Origin of the sequence: Uniformispora flossi, assembly GCF_049534875.1 — a bacterium.
Lineage (GTDB): Bacteria > Actinomycetota > Actinomycetes > Streptomycetales > Streptomycetaceae > Yinghuangia > Yinghuangia aomiensis.
This window is the reverse complement of record NZ_JBMULZ010000008.1, coordinates 293,723-313,975: the sequence shown is the minus strand read 5'-3', so window position 1 is coordinate 313,975 and position 20,253 is coordinate 293,723. Positions and strand designations below refer to the sequence as shown.

The 20,253-nt window shown below is 71.8% G+C and carries 23 protein-coding genes; 8 read left to right on the top strand and 15 right to left on the bottom strand.

From position 1 onward, the window contains the following. Positions 1-76: 76 nt before the first annotated feature. Complete coding sequence (locus tag ACPA54_RS20380; RefSeq protein WP_423531742.1) at positions 77-838, top strand: hypothetical protein; 762 nt, start codon at positions 77-79, stop codon at positions 836-838. Here the strand turns inward: ACPA54_RS20380 and ACPA54_RS20375 are convergent. The 4 genes from ACPA54_RS20375 to ACPA54_RS20360 form a co-directional block, all read right to left on the bottom strand. Further along, positions 754-2,031, bottom strand: a complete 1,278-nt coding sequence (locus tag ACPA54_RS20375) for an amidohydrolase family protein (protein WP_345674351.1) — start codon at positions 2,029-2,031, stop codon at positions 754-756. The two genes, ACPA54_RS20380 and ACPA54_RS20375, sit on opposite strands and share 85 nt — an antisense overlap. A 40-nt stretch (positions 2,032-2,071) precedes the next feature. Further along, on the bottom strand, positions 2,072-3,388 hold the full coding sequence (locus ACPA54_RS20370) for an amidohydrolase family protein (protein ID WP_423531740.1): 1,317 nt from the start codon (positions 3,386-3,388) through the stop codon (positions 2,072-2,074). Positions 3,389-3,396: 8 nt separating this feature from the next. Then, complete coding sequence (locus ACPA54_RS20365) at positions 3,397-4,287, bottom strand: SDR family NAD(P)-dependent oxidoreductase (RefSeq protein WP_423531738.1); 891 nt, start codon at positions 4,285-4,287, stop codon at positions 3,397-3,399. Positions 4,288-4,352: 65 nt separating this feature from the next. After that, positions 4,353-5,156, bottom strand: coding sequence for an acetoacetate decarboxylase family protein (locus ACPA54_RS20360; RefSeq protein ID WP_345674354.1), 804 nt, complete (start codon positions 5,154-5,156; stop codon positions 4,353-4,355). A gap of 282 nt (positions 5,157-5,438) precedes the next feature. Between ACPA54_RS20360 and ACPA54_RS20355 the strand changes: the two genes are divergently transcribed. Then, a complete protein-coding gene (locus ACPA54_RS20355) occupies positions 5,439-6,092 on the top strand; it encodes a TetR/AcrR family transcriptional regulator (RefSeq protein WP_423531736.1) in 654 nt (217 codons plus the stop codon). 6 nt (positions 6,093-6,098) lie between these two features. Here ACPA54_RS20355 and ACPA54_RS20350 read toward each other — a convergent pair whose 3' ends face one another. After that, positions 6,099-7,025, bottom strand: coding sequence for a hypothetical protein (locus tag ACPA54_RS20350; RefSeq protein WP_423531734.1), 927 nt, complete (start codon positions 7,023-7,025; stop codon positions 6,099-6,101). Continuing rightward, positions 7,025-7,546, bottom strand: a complete 522-nt coding sequence (locus ACPA54_RS20345) for an RNA polymerase sigma factor (protein ID WP_423531732.1) — start codon at positions 7,544-7,546, stop codon at positions 7,025-7,027. The genes ACPA54_RS20350 and ACPA54_RS20345 overlap by 1 nt, the downstream gene beginning before the upstream one ends. 289 nt (positions 7,547-7,835) lie before the next feature. On the opposite strand from ACPA54_RS20345, the gene ACPA54_RS20340 reads away from it, so the two are divergent. The 3 genes from ACPA54_RS20340 (at position 7,836) to ACPA54_RS20330 (ending at position 10,164) form a co-directional block, all read left to right on the top strand. Further along, positions 7,836-8,087, top strand: a complete 252-nt coding sequence (locus tag ACPA54_RS20340) for a hypothetical protein (RefSeq protein ID WP_423531730.1) — start codon at positions 7,836-7,838, stop codon at positions 8,085-8,087. A gap of 141 nt (positions 8,088-8,228) precedes the next feature. Beyond that, the gene (locus ACPA54_RS20335; RefSeq protein WP_423531728.1) at positions 8,229-9,206 is read left to right on the top strand and encodes a metallophosphoesterase family protein; all 978 of its coding nucleotides are present in this window, start codon (positions 8,229-8,231) and stop codon (positions 9,204-9,206) included. Positions 9,207-9,318: 112 nt separating this feature from the next. Continuing rightward, on the top strand, positions 9,319-10,164 hold the full coding sequence (locus tag ACPA54_RS20330) for an SURF1 family cytochrome oxidase biogenesis protein (RefSeq protein WP_423531726.1): 846 nt from the start codon (positions 9,319-9,321) through the stop codon (positions 10,162-10,164). 64 nt (positions 10,165-10,228) lie between these two features. On the opposite strand, the gene ACPA54_RS20325 is transcribed toward ACPA54_RS20330, so the two are convergent. Continuing rightward, on the bottom strand, positions 10,229-10,990 hold the full coding sequence (locus ACPA54_RS20325; protein WP_423531724.1) for an SIR2 family NAD-dependent protein deacylase: 762 nt from the start codon (positions 10,988-10,990) through the stop codon (positions 10,229-10,231). A 92-nt stretch (positions 10,991-11,082) separates the two neighbouring features. On the opposite strand from ACPA54_RS20325, the gene ACPA54_RS20320 reads away from it, so the two are divergent. Beyond that, positions 11,083-12,165, top strand: a complete 1,083-nt coding sequence (locus ACPA54_RS20320) for a Zn-dependent alcohol dehydrogenase (protein ID WP_423531722.1) — start codon at positions 11,083-11,085, stop codon at positions 12,163-12,165. Between the two features lie 153 nt (positions 12,166-12,318). Beyond that, a complete protein-coding gene (locus tag ACPA54_RS20315; protein ID WP_423531720.1) occupies positions 12,319-13,098 on the top strand; it encodes an SDR family oxidoreductase in 780 nt (259 codons plus the stop codon). Positions 13,099-13,183: 85 nt separating this feature from the next. Here ACPA54_RS20315 and ACPA54_RS20310 read toward each other — a convergent pair whose 3' ends face one another. The 6 genes from ACPA54_RS20310 to ACPA54_RS20285 form a co-directional block, all read right to left on the bottom strand. Next, positions 13,184-13,828, bottom strand: a complete 645-nt coding sequence (locus tag ACPA54_RS20310) for an Asp23/Gls24 family envelope stress response protein (protein ID WP_423531719.1) — start codon at positions 13,826-13,828, stop codon at positions 13,184-13,186. A 9-nt stretch (positions 13,829-13,837) separates the two neighbouring features. Beyond that, on the bottom strand, positions 13,838-14,446 hold the full coding sequence (locus tag ACPA54_RS20305; RefSeq protein ID WP_423531717.1) for a DUF6286 domain-containing protein: 609 nt from the start codon (positions 14,444-14,446) through the stop codon (positions 13,838-13,840). A 49-nt stretch (positions 14,447-14,495) separates the two neighbouring features. Further along, positions 14,496-14,870 (bottom strand): Asp23/Gls24 family envelope stress response protein, encoded by a 375-nt coding sequence (locus ACPA54_RS20300; protein ID WP_345674366.1) that lies wholly within the window; start codon positions 14,868-14,870, stop codon positions 14,496-14,498. Beyond that, entirely contained in the window at positions 14,870-15,052 is a 183-nt protein-coding gene (locus ACPA54_RS20295; RefSeq protein WP_281467965.1) for a DUF2273 domain-containing protein, read from the bottom strand. The genes ACPA54_RS20300 and ACPA54_RS20295 overlap by 1 nt, the downstream gene beginning before the upstream one ends. 94 nt (positions 15,053-15,146) lie before the next feature. Continuing rightward, positions 15,147-15,458 carry a hypothetical protein gene (locus ACPA54_RS20290; protein ID WP_423531715.1) on the bottom strand — a complete coding sequence of 104 codons (312 nt, stop codon included), beginning with the start codon at positions 15,456-15,458 and terminating at the stop codon, positions 15,147-15,149. Positions 15,459-15,485: 27 nt separating this feature from the next. Then, entirely contained in the window at positions 15,486-15,989 is a 504-nt protein-coding gene (locus tag ACPA54_RS20285; RefSeq protein WP_423531713.1) for an Asp23/Gls24 family envelope stress response protein, read from the bottom strand. 137 nt (positions 15,990-16,126) lie between these two features. Here ACPA54_RS20285 and ACPA54_RS20280 point away from each other — a divergent pair, with 137 nt between their 5' ends. Further along, positions 16,127-16,696, top strand: coding sequence for an Asp23/Gls24 family envelope stress response protein (locus tag ACPA54_RS20280; protein WP_423531712.1), 570 nt, complete (start codon positions 16,127-16,129; stop codon positions 16,694-16,696). A 398-nt stretch (positions 16,697-17,094) separates the two neighbouring features. Here ACPA54_RS20280 and ACPA54_RS20275 read toward each other — a convergent pair whose 3' ends face one another. Both ACPA54_RS20275 and ACPA54_RS20270 read right to left on the bottom strand, forming a co-directional pair. Continuing rightward, the gene (locus ACPA54_RS20275) at positions 17,095-19,044 is read right to left on the bottom strand and encodes an ABC transporter ATP-binding protein (protein WP_423531710.1); all 1,950 of its coding nucleotides are present in this window, start codon (positions 19,042-19,044) and stop codon (positions 17,095-17,097) included. A 227-nt stretch (positions 19,045-19,271) separates the two neighbouring features. Continuing rightward, entirely contained in the window at positions 19,272-20,042 is a 771-nt protein-coding gene (locus ACPA54_RS20270) for an enoyl-CoA hydratase/isomerase family protein (protein ID WP_423531708.1), read from the bottom strand. Positions 20,043-20,253: the final 211 nt, after the last annotated feature.

Genomic DNA, 20,253 nt, shown 5'->3' with positions numbered 1-20,253 from the left:
CCCCACACGCCAACCGCAGCGCGCCTGGTGGTGTGATGACCCCGGACGAACAGACACACGACGAGGGCGAGATGCGATGCAAGAACATCGGCAACGCATCGGCCTCTGGATAGCCGCCGGAGTAGGTCTCCTCACCCTGGCCGCAGCCGCCGCCCTCGCCGCCTCGATGCTCGCCCCGAGCCGCCCCGAGGGTCCCTGCACAGCGGCCTACGCCCGCGACGGCGGTCTGGCCGCCAAGGTCCGCGACGCACTTGCCCGCACCGGCCTGGCCCCCACGCCCCTGCGCGACATCACACCCTTCGCCTGGGACACCGTCTACGTCGTCCCCTGGCGCCGGATCGTCGATACGGAAGCAGCCCCCGCCAACGCCCCTGAAGCCCTCACCAAAGCCCTCGGCTGTCGCCCCCAACTCCCCGACCGAGCCGACGCCGACCTAGGCTCCGTCCTCTTCTTCACCCGCAACGGCCAGGTCATCCACACCCTCGAGATCTGGTACAACCTCACCGCCACCGACCAGAACCAGAATCAGAACCAAGGCCAAGACCAAGGCCAAGACCAAGACCAAGGCCAAGAAACGCCGAAGGCCTGGTCATCGTCCACGACGACAACCAGGCCCCTCGACGACCCCTCATGCATCCGCTGCCTGGTCCTCACCGAACCACGACCACGCAAACGCTACGACAGCGGAACCAACGGAACCAACGGAACCAGCGGAACCAACGGAACCAGCCAGAACACCCAAAACCGCCAGAACTACGGCTTCACGCCCGCAATCCCCACAAACGCCGGACACTTGTCCGCCCCCGCCGGAATGTCCTCCACCGCCAACGGCTTGTAGACATCCGCCACCCGCGGCCCCACCCGAGCCGCGATCGGCGCCAGGAACTCCAAGTCGAACCCGTACAACGCCGCCGCGTTGCCCCCCACCATCGCCGCGACCTCGACGGGATCGATCCCGTTGTAGGTCAGCTGCAGAGCCTCCCGGCTGAACGGCGAACTGGCCTCCTTGTGCGGGTAGTCGCTCCCCCACATGACCCGGTCCACCCCGACCTGGTACCGCAACGCCGCCTCCGCGGGGCGCTGGAAACTCGCCCCCACATGGCACTGCCGCGCCCAGTACTCGCTCGGCTTCAGGTCCATCGACGAGACGAGGTCGTGCCCCCACTCGTACTCCTGCGACCCGACCGCCTTGCTCATCCGGCCCCAGTAGTAGTCGAGCCGCCGGCACTCCTCGGGAATCCACGCCGTGCCCTGCTCCGTGAACACGAACTGCAGGTCGGGATGCCGGTCCATGGTCCCCGACACGATCAGGTGGGTGAACGCCCGATGTGCCCACCACGACACCTCCGTCAGGAACACCACCTTGTCCAAAGCCGTGTCCCCCACCGGCGGAGCCGCCGACCCCGTGTGGTGGTTCACCGGGACACCCAGCTCCTCACACACCCGCCACAACGGCTCATAGTGCGCGTACTGCCACAACGGCACCAACCCCGACCCGGGCGGCGTCCCCGGCAGCAGCACACCCCCCGTCAGGCCCGCGGAGTGAGCCCACCGGATCTCCTCGACCGCCGCGTCCAGATCGTGCAGCATGATCTGCACGATCCCGGCCCGCCGCCCCGGAGTCCGCGCACAGAAGTCCGCCATCCACCGGTTGTGCGCCTTCAGCCCCTCCCACCGCAGCGAGAGATCCCCCGCGTTGGCCGCCGGCGGCTGGTCCGTCAGCGAAGGCTTCGGGAAGAACGGCGGCACGGTGTTGGGGTAGATGACCTCCGCCACGACGCCGTCGGCTTCCAGATCCGCAAGCCGCCGGTCCGAATCCCAGTTGCGCTTCCCGGCGTCGCCGAGCAAGTCCGGGTACGGCACCACGTAATCCGCCACCCACGCGTCGAACCGCTCGTGCAGCGCGGCCGGCAGATAGGACCGGTACTCGTGGATCTCCCCGCCGCCATGGCAGTCGGCGGAGACGACCGTGTACCGCTCGGGACCGTCGTAACCGGGCACGCCGGACGGCGCCGTGCCAGAGTCAGTCATCGAACTCAGACCTCCAGGGCTTCCGCGTCAGTCATGGAACTCAGACCTCCAAGGCTTCCGCATTCGGGTTGATCGCGGCGCCCGTGTCGTGCCCGGTCAACCAGTGGCGGCCGATCTCCTTGGCCGCGGCCCACTTGGTGTCCAGATCACGCAGAGCGCCATCGGGTCCGGTCTGCCCCAGCGTCTCCGGCGTCACACCGATCCGGGCCGCGTGCGGCGCGAGGACGTCCAGGTCGAACCCGAAGACCCCGGCCACCGCCTCACCCAGCATCACGCGCGCCTCCGGCACCGGAACGTCGCCGAACGTCTTCTGCAGGATCGGCAGCGTCTCCGGCCAGGTGCCCTCCGGATGCGGGAAGTCGTTGCCCCAGCAGATGTTGCCGACGCCGATCTCGTACCGCATGCCGATCTCGCGGCGCTTGGTGTTGGACGCCCCGATGAAGCAGTTCCGGTCGAAGTACTCGCTCGGCAGCAGCTTGATCTCCTCGAACCCGGCGAGCTTCGCCGCGCCGCGCGAGCCGAGCAGCAGCCGGTCCATGAACCACAGCAGGTTGCCGACCCACCAGCAGCCCGCCTCGGTCACGCCGAACTTCAGGCGCGGGAAACGCTCGAAGACGCCCGACCACAGCAGGAACCACAGCGGGCGCGCCGGCCACCACGTCACTTCGGTGACGTAGATGCCGAGGTGGTTGCCGTACGCCTCCCGGTCCGCCGGACCCGAGTGGGTCACGATCGGCAGCTCGAGTTCCTCGCACAGCGCCCACACCGGGTCGTACTTGCGGTCGTGGTACGGCGTCTGGTTCATCCACATCGCCGGGATCATCACCGCGCCGAGGCCGTCGGCCTTGATCCGGCGGATCTCCGCGAGCACGTCCGGCATGTCCGCGGTGATCGGGATCAGCGCAACGCCACGCCGCCGCTCCGGCGAGGTCTTGCACAGATCGGCGAGCCACCGGTTGTGCGCCTGCGCGCCCGCCAGACCCAGCTCCGGGTCCATGTCCCCGGACAACCCCAGCCCCGCTCCGAACGGAACGCAGGTGCGCGATTCGACGGCGTCCGCGTCCGGGAAGATGATCTCGCCGGTGACGCCGTCCTTGTCGAGTTCGAGGTCGCGCCGGTCGACTTCCCAGCCGCTGCGCAGGACTTCCTCGTTGGTCTCGAACCAGTTCGCGGCGAAGTCCTCGTTGCGCACACCCAGATCGGTGATCGCCTTGAGCTGCGCCTCACGCTCGGCGAGGAACCGGTCGAACGCCGCGTGGTGCTTGGTCGCGAGGTAGTCGCGGTACAGCTCGGTGGGCAGCCCGGCATGGGTGTCGGACGAGATGATGATGTACGGGTCGAGTCCTTCGTTGGCCATGTCCGCTCTCACTTGTCCAGGATGAACGTCTCGAGGTACCCCGGGTTCGACCGCGCGAGCATGCTTTGCGACCGCGCGGTGATCTGGTCGTCGCTGTGCTCGCTCGGCGGCAGGATCCAGAAGGAGTTGGCCCGGATCCCCTCGACGACGTTCGCCGCGACCGACTCGACCGGCGTGAACTCGATCTCCTGCCCGGCCTCGCGCATCGCCTTCTCCCACGCGTCGAGCGTGTTGTACGGCGTCTTGCGCGGCGTGGACTTGGCGAACCGCTCGGGCCGGTTGCGGTACGACTCCCACAGCCCGGTGCGCAGCATCTTCGGCCCCGGGAACAGCACCGAGGCACCCAACTTGGCCTGCACCTGGTGGAGTTGGGCGTAGAGCGCCTCGGTCATGGTGACCACCGCGGCCTTGGTGGTGGCGTACACCGAGGCGTTGGGCAGCGGCGCGATACCGCCGTCGCCGGACGAGGTGTTGACGACGTGGCCTTCGGTGTCCTGCGCGAGCATGCGCGGCAGGAACGCCTGGATGCCGTTGAACACGCCGAAGACGTTGACGGCGAAGCACCAGTCCCAGTCCTTGGGGTCGTGCTCCCACATCTTGCCTTCGGAGCCGGACCCGATGCCGGCGTTGTTGCACAGCACGTGCACCTCGCCGTAGCGGTCGAACGCGGCGTCGGCCATGGCGAACACCGACTCGCGCACGGACACGTCGGTGACCTGCCCGAAGACGTCCCCGCCCTGCTCGGCGAGCCGTGCGACGGCCTTGTCGAGCGCGCCCTGTTCGATGTCGGACAGGACGACCTTCATGCCTTCCGCGACGAAGCGTTCGGCCATCGCGAACCCGATGCCGCTCGCGGCACCCGTGACGACCGCGACCTTGCCCGTGAAGTCGTTCAGCATGTACGTGGATTCCCTCTGTCGGTGCGGGCTGTTCCCGCGCGCTGCAGGTTCGGGCTCAGGCGGGCTCAGGCGGGGTCGCCGGGCGCGGGCGGCTCGTCGGAGATCTGCGCGACGTCGTCGTACCGCTGGTGGATGTACGGCAGCACCAGATCGGCCTTGACGTGCTCGGCCACGAACCCCTGCTGGTCGCTGGTGCGTTCGCCCAGCGTGATGGACACCAGCTTGCGCACCGGGAGGTCGGCGACCGGGTCGAAGTCCGAGTCGCGGAGGATCACTTCGCCGTCGATGCGGAACGCGGAACGGTGCTTCTCGTTGCGCGTCACGTGCACCAGCATGGGGTCGGCGTCGAAGCCGTCGCCGCCGACCGCGGGCAGGAACTTGTAGTAGAAGCTGAGCGTCTGCCGCGGGTCGGGCAGCGGGAGTTCCTCGGCGACCCGGCCGCGGATCTCGACGTACGTGACGCCCAGCCGCGTCACCTTGGCCACGACGTCGTCGCCGTCGCGGTCCACGGTCACCTCGGCGATCTTCTTGGGCTCGCCGAACACCTCGCGCCCGCCGATCACCGCACGCTCGGTGGTCATCGGCATGGTGAGCGTGTAGTCGCCCTCGACGTCGCCGTGCTTGGCGCGTACCGCGATGGCGCCCGCGCCGAGCGGGTATCCGTTGATGTCGCACGCGGAGATGTTGGCCCGCACCAGCGGCCGGTCGGCGGGCACCAGCGGCGGCGGCAGCACGGCCGCGATCACCTCGGGGTCGGTCTCCCACAGGGCGACCACGCCGGTCGACCAGATCTCGGGCAGGACACTGCGGTCCTTGGCGGTCTTGCTCAGGGTCTCCGGGGAGCGCGCGCCGTACCGGACTCGTGCCACGAACCTCACCTCTTCTTCCGGGATACCGGGATGTGTCGGTGGTGCGGTGGTGCGGGTGGTTCTGGGTCGTGCGGGATGGAGCGGGCCGGCAGGGCCGGCAGTCCGTGCGGGGCAGTGCGGGGCAGTGCCGCGTCTCGCGGTCCGGCGGTCTTGCTGCGCGACCGGCGAAAACTCTGTAACACTGTTACACCCCGATGGCGGCGAGGTAAAGAGGCGGCACTGTGCAGGCCCGCCGGACGCCCGGCGGCCAACCGGGCCGTCCGGACCGCGAGAATGGAAGCGATGGAACAGTCCCGAGCCACCTCGAAACCCGCACCCGGCGCGCCGCGCGTCACCCGCGACGCGGTGCTCGACACCGCCATGCGCCTGGTCATGGAGTCCGGCACGGAGGGCTTGAGCATGCGCAAGCTCGCCGCCGAGCTGGGCGTCGCGGTCACGTCGATCTACTGGCACGTGGGCAACCGCGACGCGCTCGTCGACGAGCTGGTCGACCGCGTCCTGCGGGACATGGGAACGATCCGGGCGGCCGGGTCCACCCCGGCCGACCGGATCGTCTCGGTCGCACTGGCGAGCCGGCGGATGATCCTGGACCGCCCGCACCTGATCGGACTGGTCCGGGAACGCGGACTCGACGCGCTGCTCATGCTGCCCGCCCGACGGGCCCTGGTCCGGGAATTCGCCGCGGCCGGCCTGCACGGGGCCCGGGCCGCACTCGCGGTGCAGGCCGTGCAGTTCCAGGTGGCCGGATTCATCATGCTGGAACGTGCGCTGACCGGCCACGAGCAGGAGCAGGCGGCCGTGCAGGCGTGGCTCTCCGAGGTCGCCGAGGGCGGCGACCCGGAACTGGCCGCGGGCTTGAACGTGAACGCCGACCCGGACGAGCTGTTCGAGGTGTCGGTCCGGGGGCTGGTGGAGTCGCTGGTACGGGAGGTCTGACCCGGGCTACGGGCGCGCGGATCCGGTCGGCGGGGCCTCGCTGGCCAGTTGTTGGACGGGTTGGCCGCGCTCGGCGCGGATGGCGATGCCACGGCCCGCGTAGCCGTGCGCCGGATCGTCGAAGTACGCCTGCGCGGCGGCGGGGTCGTCGACCGTGACCATCAGCTCGGAGCATTCGGTATTCGGCACCGCCGTGAACATATGGAACGGGAGTCCCGTCGCGGTCATCGGCAGCCGCTGCATTTCGGCCAGACAGGCGGTCTTGGTGCGCGCTCCCTGCGCGAACTCGACCATGCGGTCGTCCAGGGTCGGCAGGTTCGCGCGCATGCCCGCCAGGAACTCGCCCTGTCGGGCCATATCGGTGATGTAGACGCGGACCACGCCGCGCTCGGGCAGGAACTGGACGGTGGTGAAGATGTCCGCGCCCGCGCCCCAGCCGACGTAGTTCGCGGCGCCCACGGTGGCGTAGAGCGCGGGAGGCACCGGAGGCCCGCCGGAGGCGCCGGGAGGCAGCGGGGTCCGCGGGCTTCCGGTCACGTACTTCGGCATGACCGTCGCGGCCGTGGGCGGCGTCGTCGCGGGCGCCCCCACGACCGTCGGCCACCCCCCCGGCACGAAGTGCGACGGGCTCGGCGAGGCGATCGCCGGTACTCCCGCCACCGGCATCGTCCGGGTCGCGGGATCGCCGCCCAGCAGCGCCGCCCCCACCCCGATCCCCGCGACCGCCAACGCCCCCACCGCGATGACCGTCCCCGTCCGCCGCCCGCGCAGCCGCCGGGCCTCCGCGAGGATCTCCCGCCGGTCGGGCTCGCGCAGCGGTGCCGCCCGGTCCGCCTCCACCGCGAGCGCCGCACTCAGCAGCGGCTCGGGCGGGGCCTCCGTGACGTCCGTGGCCATCGCCGCCTCCTCGTACCGGTCGTCGATCCCGCCCATCACACCTCTCCCTTCGCATCCGCGGGCTCTCGCTCCGCGGCTGCCCACGTACGGGCCAACGTCCTTCGCGCGTCGTGCAGTTGGCTCTTCACCGTGCCCGGTCCGACATCCAGCAGCTCGGCGACCTCGGCCACCGGCAAGTCCTCGTAGTAGTGCAGGACCACGCACGCACGCTGCCGCGGCGGCAGCGCCGCGAGCGCGTCCCCGAGAGTCAGCCGCTCGACCACCGCAACCGCGCCGTCCGCGGCCTCGCCGCCCGACGCGACCCGCGGCACGAGCCGCCACCACCGGGTCCGCCGCCGCCCCGCGTCGACGACCAGGTTGACCACGATGCGCCGCACGTAGCGCTCCAGCTCGCGCGGATCCCCGGGCACCGACCGGCGGGCCAAGGCCCGGGTCAGCGCCTCCTGCACCAGGTCGTCGGCGGTGTCGTCGTCACCGCTCATCAAGTACGCGTACCGCTTCAGCGCCTGCCCTCTGGCCGCGACCAGCGCGTCCAGCGCCTGCTCTCGGTCCCCCATCCACCCGCCCGCCCCCGGTCCCCGCGGCCGGGGGTGCGTCCCCGGACCGCCTGTCGCCCATCGAAACGAACACCGCCGTCACCCGGTTGGGTCCCGCCGCAAGAACCTTCCGGGAAACCCCCACCACCCGGCCCGGCCACCGCCACTCACCCCAACAGGCCACCCGATTTGCCGGAAAAGTCCCGCCGATCGATCGTGGTGCGTACGTGTATCCACCGCACGCCCACCGCACATCCCCCGCTTGCCCCCGTACATCCCTACGCACCACCAACCCGGCAAGGAGCACCCCATGGCCCGCTGCGAGGTCTGCGGCAACGACTACTACGCCAGCTTCGAGATCCGCGCCGGAGACGCGGTGCACGTGTTCGACAGCTTCGAGTGCGCCATCACCCGCATGGCGCCGATCTGCGAGCACTGCCGCTGCCGCATCATCGGGCACGGCGTCGAAGCCGACGGCCGCTACTTCTGCTGCGCGCACTGCGCGAAGGCGGAAGGCGCCGCGGGCGTCCGCGACAACGTGTCGGTGGGCTCGGCCATGTGACGCGTCCACGTCACGCGTCCCTGTGACGCCTTCCCGCACGGCAGACCCGTCGGCGGCCGGGCCCCGCACCCGCGGTTGGCCCGGCCGACGCACGTTCAAGTGGTCTGGTGGTCCGGACCACTCACCCCCGAGGATCGAGGCATGCCCCCGACGCCGCACCGCCGCGACCCCGCGCAGCTCCCCGCCGGCCTGGTCCTCGACGTGCCGGAGGCGCCCGCGCCGTACAGCGGTCCCGGCGTCCCGCCCGACGCCGACCGGTTCACGTTCGCACTGATCTCCGACCGCACGGGCGACGCCCGCCCGGGCGTCTTCGAACGTGGAATCGCGGCGCTCAACACCCTGAACCCGGTGTTCGCCATCCAGGTCGGCGACCTCGTCGAGGGCTACACCGACGACCCCGCGGTGCTCGACCGTGAATGGGCCGAGATCGACGCGATGCTCGCGCCGCTGCGGATGCCGCTGTTCCACGTCCCCGGCAACCACGACGTCGCCAACGACACGATGCGCGTCCGCTGGCTCGCCCGCTACGGCCGCCTGTACTACCACTTCCGCTACCGCGGCGTGCTGTTCCTGCTGCTCAACACCCAGGACCCGGAGATCGCCCCGTCGCCCGAGGTCTCCGCCCGCCTCGACGCGCGCCTGGCCGCGGCCGGCGACGACGAGGAACTGCGCCGCGAAGCCTTCTTCGCGGAACTGGACTGGGAAGGCGTGCCGCAGGCCGCCGCGCTGTCCGACGAGCAGCTCGCCTACGCCGAAGCCGTCCTCGCCGAACACACCGACGCCCGGCACACCATCCTCGTCATGCACATGCCGCTGTGGCAGGGCTCCCACGACGGACCCGCCGACGGCACCGGGCATCCCGCCTACCTGCGGCTGCGTGCCGCGCTCGGCGGCCGGCCGCACACGATGTTCTCCGGGCACGTGCACAACTACCGCGCGACCGAGGCGGACGGGAACCGCTACATCCGCCTCGGCCCGACCGGCGGCTGCTGGGTGTACGGCGACGGCGACCCCGGCAACGTCGACCACGTCACCCTGGTGACGATCGACCGCGACGGCCCGCACATCGCCAACCTCGCCCTCGACGGCATCCGCGGCGCGGACGGCACGCCGGTCTGACCGCTCCGCCCTTGCCGACGCCCGCCGACACCTGCCGACGCCCGTCGACACCCGCCGCGTCCCCGACCCCGGGGGGTCTTGACGCCGGAGCGGCGGAGTACCGTCTTATCCCGTGTACCGCTTCCTGCTGACGCCGCGCTGGATCGCCCTCAACCTGCTGGTGATCCTGCTCATCCCGGTGATGATCAAGCTGGGTTTCTGGCAGTACCACCGGTACGAGGGCAAGGTCGAGCGCAACGACAGACTCAGCGCGAACCGCGACCACGCGCCCGTCCCGCTGACCGACCTGTTCGCGGTCGACCGCGACCTGCCGAGCGCCGACCAGTGGCGGCAGGCGACCGCGACCGGCGTGTACGACACGACGCACGAAGTCCTGGTCCGCCAGCGCACCAACGACAACGTCATCGGGTTCTACGTGGTCACCCCGCTGGTGCTGCCGGACAACACCGCGCTGCTGGTGAACCGCGGCTGGGTGCGCAGCACCGACGACGCGGCCGCCCGGCCGGACGTCCCGCCGGCCCCGTCCGGCCAGGTCACCGTGGTGGTGCGGGCCCGCCCGACGGAGACGTACAAGCGCAGCGGCATCCACGACCGCGACGGCCTCCCGGCCGGGCAGGTCATGCGGATCGAGTCGGCCAAGCTGGGCGAGCGGATGCCCGGCTACCGGCTGTACGGCGGCTACGGCCAGCTCGTCGACGAGACCCCCAAGCCCGCGAAGCAGGCGACGCTGCTGGGCACGCCGGACCCCGAGGACATCGGCCTCAACCTGGCCTACGCGGTGCAGTGGTGGCTGTTCGTCGTCGGCATGCTCTTCATGTGGTACAAGATCGTCCGCCGTGAGGCCGCCGAGCTCGAAGCCGAACTGGCCACCCTGGACGCGGAAAACGCCGGGGACACCGGAGACGCCGCCGCGGCGGAACCGAAGGCGGAGACGGCCCCGGTCGCCCAAGGCACCTGAACGACACCGCACGCCGGTGCGGAACGCATCCACACCGGCGCGCGCAGTCCCCGCGAGTGCCCGGTCAGGCCTCCCGCGCCGTCAGTCCCTCGACGAGCTGCGGCAACACCTCGCCGATCGGTTCGCGCAGCACCGCGTCCGCGACCGCGTCGTACGGTGTCTCATCCGCGTTGACCACGACCAGCTTCGCGCCCGACTCGCGCGCCACCCGGCACAGCGACGCCGCGGGCTCCACCTGGAGCGATGTGCCGACCGCGAGGAACACGTCGCACACCTGCGCGGCGATCGCGGCGCGTTCCAGCGTCCGCCGCTCCAGGGCCTGCCCGAACATGACGGTGGCGGTCTTCTGGATGCCGCCGCAGACCTCGCAGCGCGGGTCGTCCTCGCCCGCCGCGATGCGGACCAGGTTCTCCTCCAGCGTGGTCCGGTGGCCGCACGCGGTGCAGACGACGTGGAACATCGTGCCGTGCAGTTCGATGACCTTGGACTCGCTGTTGCCGGCGCGCACGTGCAGGCCGTCGACGTTCTGCGTGATGAGGCCGAGCAGCCGCCCGGAGCGCTCCAGGTCGACGAGCGCGCGGTGCCCGGCGTTGGGCTGCGCGAGGCGGGCCGGGTTGTCCCGGCGCAGCAGCCACGAGCGGCGGCGGATGTCCGGGTCGGCCATGTAGTAGTCGTAGCGGACGAGCTTCTCGGCATCCGGATCCTTGGTCCACACGCCCTGCGGTCCCCGGTAGTCGGGGATTCCCGAGTCGGTGGAGATTCCGGCGCCGGTGAGCACCGTGATGGAATCAGAGGCCAGGATCAACTCCCGGACGGCGGTGTTCATGCCAACGAGCGTAGCCACCGGCCGGATCTGACGGCATGTCATTAACCCGGCGCGTCCGGTAGCCCGGCCGGGCGGGAAGAGCTGGAGGGGTCATGGTGCGTGCTGCCGTACTGCACGGGGTCGGCGAGGCTATCCGGGTCGAGGAGATCGAGCTGCCCGCGCCCGGGCCGGGGCAGGTCCGGGTCCGGATCGCCGCGGCCGGGGTCTGCCATTCGGACCTGTCGCTCGCGGACGGGACGCTCGACCAGGCGTTCCCGGTGGTGCTCGGCCACGAGGGCTCAGGGACCGTCGCCGCCGTCGGGGAGGGCGTCACCCACGTGTCGCCCGGTGATCCGGTGCTGCTGATCTGGGCGCCGCCGTGTGGGGCGTGCTGGTTCTGCGAGCACGGCGAGCCGCACTTGTGCGTGAAGGCGATGGACGCGTCGCGGGTGCCGTACGCCCGTCTGGGCGACGGCACCGAGGTGCTGCCCGGCCTGGGCACCGCGGCGTTCGCCGAGGAGACGGTCGTGCCGGCCGCGGGTGTCGTCCCGCTGCCGACCGGCGCCGCGCTGGAAGAGGCCGCGCTGCTCGGCTGCGCGGTGACCACCGGCACCGGCGCCGTATGGAACACCGCGCAGGTGCCCGCGGGCGCGTCGGTCGCGGTGATCGGTCTCGGCGGTGTCGGGCTGTCCGCGGTGCAGGGTGCGCGGGTCGCGGGCGCGACGGTGATCGTCGCGGTCGACCCGGACGAGGGCAAGCGCAAGCTGGCGGTGGAGATGGGGGCGACGGACGCGCTGGAGCCGGGGGCCGACCTGGGCAAGCGGGTGCGGGCGCTGACGGGCGGCCGGGGCGTGGACCACGCGTTCGAGTGTGTCGGGCGGTCGGCGACGATCCGGGCCGCGTGGGGGCTGACCCGGCGCGGCGGCATGACGACGGTGGTCGGCGTGGGCGGCAAGGACGACAAGGTCGAGTTCAGCGCGTTGGAGCTGTTCCACTTCGCGCGGACGCTGACCGGCTGCGTCTACGGCTCCACCGATCCGGCCCGCGACGTCCCGCGCCTGGTCGCGTACGTGCGCGACGGCCGCGTCGACCTGGGCGCGCTGGTGACCGCGCGCATCGGTCTCGACGGCATCGACGAGGCGTTCGCCGCGATGCGCCGTGGACAGGGCGCCCGGTCGCTGGTGATCCCCGGCTGACCTCGGACTGGTCCCAGGCTGATCCCGGGCCGATCCCGGGCTGGTCCCCGGCTGGTCCGGCGTTGCCCGCCGGGCCGATCCCGGGTCGGCCGCAGCGGACTTCACTGGCCCGGCCGAGTGACGCGGACTGTCCGGTTGCGCGAAAATGTCCGCATGGATCTTGGACTTCGCGATCGTGTGTACCTCGTCACCGGGGCGACCCGCGGCCTCGGGTTCGCGGCGGCGCGGGCGCTCGTCGACGACGGCGCCCGCGTCGTCGTGACCGGCCGCACCGAAGAACGGGCCGGAAAGGCGGCCGCGGAGCTGGGCGGTCTCCCGCACGCGCTCGGCGTGGCCGCCGACAACGCCGACTCGGGCACCGCCGAGCGCCTGGTGGCCGCCGCGGTGAGCCGCTTCGGGCGGCTGGACGGCGTGCTGATCAGCGTCGGCGGTCCCCCCGCCGGCCCGGTCATGCGGATGGAAGACGACCAGTGGCGCGACGCGTTCGAGTCCGTCTTCCTCGGTGCGGTGCGGCTCGCACGGGCCGCCGCCAGCGCGATGGGCGACCGCAGCGGCGACGACGAGGAAGGCGTCATCGGGTTCGTGCTGTCCACGTCCGTGGTCAGCCCGATCGGCGGCCTCGCCATCTCCAACGGGCTGCGCCCGGGCCTGGCGATGACCGCGAAGACGCTCGCCGACGAACTGGGGCCGCGCGGCATCCGGGTGGTCGGTCTGCTGCCCGCCCGCATCGACACCGACCGGGTCCGGGAACTCGACGCGCTGTCCGGCGACGCCGCGAAGACCCGCGCCGGGCACGAGGCGGGCATCCCGCTCGGCCGCTACGGCACGTCCGAGGAGTTCGGCAAGGTCGCCGCGTTCCTGCTGTCGCCCGCCGCGTCGTATCTGACCGGGGTGATGGTGCCGGTGGACGGCGGCGCGCTCCGGGCGCTCTGACCCTCCGCGGCACCCGCGACGACAACGGGCCCGGAAACCGGCTTTCCGCCGGTCTCCGGGCCCGCCGCGCATGTCCGTCCGGGCGCTATTCGAGCTTGCGGCGCGGCAGTCCGCGCGCCGTGCGCAGTTCCACCACGACCGGCAGCCGTTCGAGTTCCACCGCGCCGCGGCCGTGCTCGACCACCTCGGTGCGGATCGCTTCGAGCACCGCGCGCGGTTCCGCGCCGGCCTCGGTGCGCACCGCGACCTTGAGCCGCGGCCCCTGCCGCCGCCGGACCAGGCGCACCTGCGCGTTCTCCACGTCCGGAACCTGCTCGATGTCGTCGGCGATCGCGTCGGCCAGCGCATAGCCGTTCACCGTGATGGTGTCGGCTTCGTCGCCGACCAGGCCGAAGCCGGTGCCGAGGCCCGACGGGCCTTCACCGTGGCCGTCCGAGGTGTCCGCGACCCGGATCACCCGCACCGGGCGCCGCCGGAACTGCGCGAAGAACCACCACAGGCACACCACGGCGACGAACGCCGGAACGCCGAATGCGACCCACCACCACCAGCCGTGGTCGGTCAGCCGTTCGGTCTGGCTCGGCGTGATGAGCGCCTTGTGCCGGTTGCGCAGCAGGCTGTCGAGCTGGTCCTGCAGCCAGCCGCGCGACCGGGCGACCGTATACAGACCCCCGAGCAGCAGGCCCAGGCCGACGATCGTCAGCAGGACCCGGTTCACCACACGACGCATGGCGTCCCGTCACCTCCCACTGGCCGGCTGGAGCCGCACGTCGATGCGCGGCACCCGGACCATCAGCAGCGCGTCGGCGCGCTCGCGGAGCGCGGCCTCCAGCTCTTCGAGCAGTTCGTCGGGGTCCCGGAAGTGGTAGTCGACGCGCATCACCGCTTTGCGCCGCGACATCCGGACCCGCGCGTCCAGCACCCCGGTCGACCGCAGCGCGGTGTGCCGGAGCAGGTTCGCCGCGGTACGCCGGGTCATGAACGCGGTCATCTCGCTGCCGACCGGGAAGAGCGGCAGCAGGTGGCGCTTGCCGGGCGTCCAGGCGAGCAGCAGCAGCCACGCGCCGAGGACCGCGGCGACGGTGCCGCCGACCCACACCCAGCGGTCCGTCCACTCGTGCGTCTGCACCCAGTCGAGGACGTCGTAGGACCAGTCGGACGTGCGTTCCAGCTTGGCCGCGATGCCGAAGAACAGCAGCACGCCCGCGACCCCGCCCACGCCGAGCGCGGTCACCATCGAGGTGAACCCGCGCGTCGACCAGGCCCGCCGCGGCTTGCGGTAGCCGGCCTCGGCCGGCTCCTCCGCCTCCGGTCCGGGCTTGTCCAAGGGCGCGTCCAGAACGCTCACACGGACCGCCTTCCGCCGACGGTGCGCGCGGATGCCGCACGGCACGGGTTCACTGGACGCGCCTCCTGCCCTTGCCCGCCCGGGTCAGCCGCCCGACCACCACGTCGATCCGCACGACCGGCATGCCGGTCAGGCGTTCGACGTCGGATCGGACCCGGTGCCGCACGGTGCCGGCGACATCGGTCACCCGCCCGGGGTAGGGGATGTCGAGATCCAGCCGCACCGTGGCATGGTCGTTCCGCAGTTTCACGCCCGCTTTGGGGGCGCGCAGCTTCGTGTCCGGCGCGGCTTCCCCGGCGGCTTCACGGGCTGCGTGCGCCGCGATTTTCTCCACCACGCGCTCGCCGATGCGCAGCGAGCCGCGCTCGGCGGGCTCGGCGGGCGGGTCGAGGTACGACGGCCCGTCGACGCGCGAATGCCCCATCAGCGGCGCCGGCCGCGCGACGAGAACAGTTCGCTCAGGTCCAGATCGCCGTCGAAGTACCGCCCGGCCAAGAAGCCCACCGCGCCCAAGGCGGCGACCAGGAGGAACGCCCCGAAGCCGCCGATCGCGGCGGCCAAACCGAGGGCCATGCCGACCAGCAGGCCTACGACCGGTGTGCTCATGACTACCTATCTCCCTCGCGGTACCGGCAAGACATATTCAGACACCCTTGCACGACGGTGTCACCGTCATATCGCATGTCGCCCGCGCGTCCTGTCACCGAACACGCGGATTCTGCTTGCGCCGGTAGCGGTCCACGATGGACCGCCAGACCTGCGACGGCAACGATCCGCGCCGGTAGGCGGTCACTTCGGACACCGGTGGCGGTCCGGTCCGGCCCCGGCCGGGCCCCAGCTCCCCGTCGGAGAGCAGGGCCCGGTACCGGTCGAGGCCGGCCACGAACTCGTCCGGGTCGCCACCCCGGTCCGGGTGCCGGGCTTTGACGAACTCCCGGTATTCGCGCAACAGTTCGCGGCGCACCCGGTCGTCCGGGTCGCCGTGAGCCGTGTCGACGGGATCAATCGTCATCGCCGGGCCCCGTCCTGGGTCGTGGTGCTACTGGAGCTGGCGCTCGTTGTCGTCTTCGTAGGAAATGTGGATGTCGTCGACGGCGATGTTCACCTCGACGACCTCCAGGGCCGTCATGCGCTCCACCGACGTGATGACGTTCTCCCGCACCGCCGCGGCCAGTTCCGCGATCGGGACACCGTATTCGACGACGATGGCGAGATCCACGGCACACTGCTTCTCGCCGACCTCGACATTGACGCCCTGCGCGACGTTGGGCTTGCCGCCCGGGACCCGCTGGCGCACGGCGGCGAACGCACGCGCGGCACCGCTGCCGAGCGCGTACACGCCCGAGATGTCACGCGCCGCGATACCGGCGATCTTGGCGACGACACCGTCGGCGATGGAGGTCCGGCCGCGGTCGGACTGCAGCCGCACCACCTCGGTCGACCGCCCCTGTCCCGGAATGCGTTCCGCCCCCTCTTGCTCCACTGCCTGCGAACCGGCCTTCTGCGTCGACGTGTCCGCCACTGACGCACTTCCCTTCGCCATAGGATTTTCCCCCAGGTGTCCGATCCACCCATGCCCGATGAGCGGGTCGTAACACCTGTACCAAGGTTATGAGCACTTCCCTGTCGCGACCGGGATCGAACCCGCCTTGTCGCCCGGAGCGGAAAAGGCGGACTCGAATGAATACACGCGACGACGAGACCGTACCCCCGGGGAGTGAACTCCCGCCGACACTTCCCACCGCGGCGGAACTCCTCGCGGCAACGGGCGGACCAAGCCGCGTCACCCGGCCGAAGGACACGGCCGGCAAAAGCGCTACGCGGAGCCGCGGCGGGCGCAAGCCCGCGAGCACGACGAAGCCCGCCACGGCGGCACCCGCGTCGGCTGCGGAGCCGGGCGCGAAGTCGGCCGAACAGCCCACCCCCGCCCCCCGGCACCGGCTGACCGAAGCGGTCGAAGCGCTCGGCCTGACCGAATCCCCGCAGGCGGCAGCCCTGCGCGCCGCCGCGGACGCGGAACCGGGCGTCCGCAGCCGCAGTTGCCTCATCCGCGAGGGTGACGACGGCAAAACCACGGTGATGATGTCCATCGCCGTCTCCTACGGCTACGTCCTCCCGGAAACCGCCGAACGGGTACGCGCCCGGGTGAAAAAGGCCGTCCCGAAAATCCTGAAGCTGCGCATTCGGGATGTCCGCATCGACGTACGCATCGTCTGGCTGGACGAGCCGGGCGCGGGAGAGGCCGGGTAGGCGCCGATCGCCGACGGAGATTGACGGCGGCGCCGGGTTGCTGCTTCTCGGCTCCATCGGCGTCGGCGACACGACCGTCGCCGCGGTGCCGGTCGGCGCGCCGTCCGCCACCGACGCGGCTCGCCGCGCTGCGGTCCGCCGGTCGCCGCCGCCTCGGCTCCGCACCGCTCGTGCGGACGGCGGCACCCCCGTTTCGCCCGCGTCGTCGGTCGTCCCGACCGGGCACGAGGGCTCAGCCGCGCGGCGGCGAGGCGAGCCCGGCCCCGCGCCGCCCCCACCCGCCGTGGAAGGCCGCCCGGGTCCGGCCGACACGCCGGCCCGGCGCCGCGGACCCGTGGACGCGCGCCGGCCCGGCCCCGCACGGACCGTGTCGCCCGATGACCGCGGCCGACCGGTCCTCAGCCCGCCAGCGCTGCCTCGGCCTCACCCGCGTCCTCGGTCGTCCCGACCGGGTGCGGTGCGGGAGCGCTCGACGCGGGGGCGGCCGGGTCGCGGAATTGGCGGTGGTACAGGTCGGCGTAGGTGCCGCCGCGGGCGAGGAGCTCCTCGTGGCGGCCGCGTTCGACGATCCGGCCGCCGTCCACCACCAGGATCTGGTCGGCGTCCCGCACGGTCGACAGGCGGTGCGCGATGACCAGCGCCGTGCGGCCCCGCAGGGCATTCGCCAGCGCGGCCTGCACCGCGGCCTCCGACTCGGAGTCGAGATGCGCGGTGGCCTCGTCCAGCACCACGACGCTCGGCGCCTTCAGCAGCAGCCGGGCGATCGCCAGCCGCTGCTTCTCGCCCCCGGAAAGCCGGTGGCCGCGCTCGCCCACCACGGTGTCGAGCCCGTCCGGCAGCCCCGCGACCAGATCGCCGATGTTCGCCGCGCGCAGCGCCGCCCACAGGTCGTCGTCGGCCGCGCCGGGCCGCGCGTACAGCAGGTTGCCGCGGATCGTGTCGTGGAACATGTGGGAGTCCTGCGTGACCACGCCGACCGTGTCGCGCAGCGACGCCAGGGTGACGTCGCGGACGTCGTGCCCGCCGATCCGCACCGCGCCGCCGGTCGCGTCGTACAGGCGTCCCAGCAGGCTGGTGATCGTCGTCTTGCCCGCTCCCGACGGCCCGACCAGGGCGATCATCTGCCCCGGTTCAGCGGTGAACGACACGTCGTGCAGGACTTCGCCGCTGCGCGCCCGGTCCAGGACCGCGACCGACTCCAGCGACGCGAGCGAGACCTCGTCGGCGGTCGGGTAGCGGAACGCGACGTGGTCGAACTCGACGCGGGCGGCGTCGGCGGGGAGCGTCCCGGCGTCCGGCTTGTCGGCGACCATCGGCACCAGGTCGAGCACCTCGAAGACGCGTTCGAAGCTGACCAGGGCGGTCATCACGTCGACGCGGACGTTGGCGAGTGCGGTGAGCGGCCCGTACAGGCGGCCGAGCAGCACCGTCAGGGCGACCAGGGTGCCGACGGTCAGCTTGCCGTCGATGGCCAGATGCCCGCCGATCAGGTACACGAGCGCGGTCGCGAGCGCCGCGACGAGGGTGAGGGCGGTGGCGAAGACCCGGTTGACCAGCGCGATCCGCACCCCGATGTCGCGGACCCGGCCGACCTTGGCGGCGAACAGGTCGTCCTCCTCCTCGGGCCGCCCGAAGATCTTGGCGAGCATCGCGCCCGAGACGTTGAAGCGCTCGGTCATGACGGCGGACATGTCCGCGTTGAGCTGCATCTGCTCGCGGGTGAGGGCCTGGAGGCGGCGGCCGATCCACTTCGCCGGGAGGATGAACAGCGGCAGCAGTACCAGCGAGATCAGCGTGATCTGCCAGGCGAGGTAGAACATCGTCCCGGCGACCAGCACCAGGCTGACCAGGTTGGACACGGTGCCGGCGAGCGTCGAGGTGAAGGCGCGCTGCGCGGCGAGGACGTCGTTGTTGAGGCGGGAGATGAGCGCGCCGGTCTGCGTGCGGGTGAAGAACGCGATGGGCATGCGCTGGACGTGCGCGAAGACCTGCGTGCGGAGGGCGTAGATCGATCCCTCGCCGATCTGCGCGGAGTACCAGCGCTCCACGAGCCCGACGCCCGCGGCCACCACGGCCAGCCCGGCGACCACCAGCGCGAGGGTGGTGACCAGCCCGGGGTTGTGCCCGAGCACGCCGTCGTCGACGATCCGCTGGGCGAGCAGCGGGGGCACCACGGTCAGCACCGCGTCGACGACGACCAGCGCGAGGTAGGCGGAGATCTGCCCGGCGAAGGGGCGGGCGAACGCGCCGACCCGGCGCACCGTCCCGGGCGCGAGCTTCTGCTTCGCCACCGAACCGTCACGCGAGAACGAACGCGGGGATACCCCCAGAGAGCCACCGGGCAGCATGCGTGGTCATTACCTTTCGCCGGGTCACAGGAATCCGCCGAACCGGACCCGACCCCGCGCCCGCCCGACCACCGCCCGAACCTGACACCAGGTCAGCCCCACCACGGCATGCAGCCCAACACCGCAACCCCGCAAAACCTTCCGCACCGACAAAGCGGAGTGAGGGGATGGGACGACGGCCCGAGCACCGACCGCGGTCCGTCCCCGTCCCGACTTCCCGTCGTCCGCTACTCCCCCGCCCCCAGCAAGTCCTTCAACCTCCGCGTCTGGGCCTCGCGTTCGGCCGCGCGCTGTTCGTCGTAGGAGCGGGTGGCGGCGCCGGCCAGGAGCGCCTTCGTTTCGACGACCGCGTTGCGGGGGGCCGCCGTCAGCGCGTTCGCCAGCGCCATGGCGGCGGTGTCGAGGTCGGCGCGGGGGACGACGCTTGTGGCGATGCCCAGCGCGGCGGCCTCGGCGGCGCCGATCCGGCGGCCGGTGAGGCAGATCTCCAGCGCGCGGGCGTGGCCGACCAGGTCGACGAGCGGCTTGGTGCCGGCCAGGTCCGGCACCAGCCCGAGCTGGGTTTCCAGCATGGCGAACTGCACGTCGTCCGCGCACACCCGCAGGTCGCAGGCGAGCGCGAGCTGGAACCCGGCCCCCACCGCGTGGCCCTGCACCGCCGCGATGGAGACCAGGTCCGGGCGGCGCCACCACGTGAACGCCTCCTGGAACACGGCGATGGCCGCGTCCACGTCGGCGTCGTCGCGCTCCGCCAGGTCGGTGAGCGCGGGCTCGCCGGGCACTCCTCCGCCGCCGGGGAACAGGCGGCGGTCGAGTCCCGCCGAGAACGAGGTGCCCTCGGCCCGGAGCAGCACCACGCGGACGTCGCCGGGCAACGAGCGCCCGATCCCGGCAAGATCCCGCCACGTCGCGGGCGTCTGCGCGTTGCGCCGGTCCGGATTGTCCAGGGTCACCACAGCGAGTTGCCCCGTCGTTTCCAGACGGACGTACTCCGACATGCTCTGCCTCCACACGTGTGGTGCCTGGTCCGGGCCGGGGGGCGGTCCGGGGGCGCCGGTCCGGCCACCCGGCCACAACCGTACGAGGTCGGGCAGCGGCACCTGCGAGGCGGGTACCGGCTGGTAACTTACGAGCCGTCGGCCGTGCTGTGCGGTACGGGAATCCCGTACCGCAACACAACAGAACGCCGGGCCGTACCACCGTCGTCGG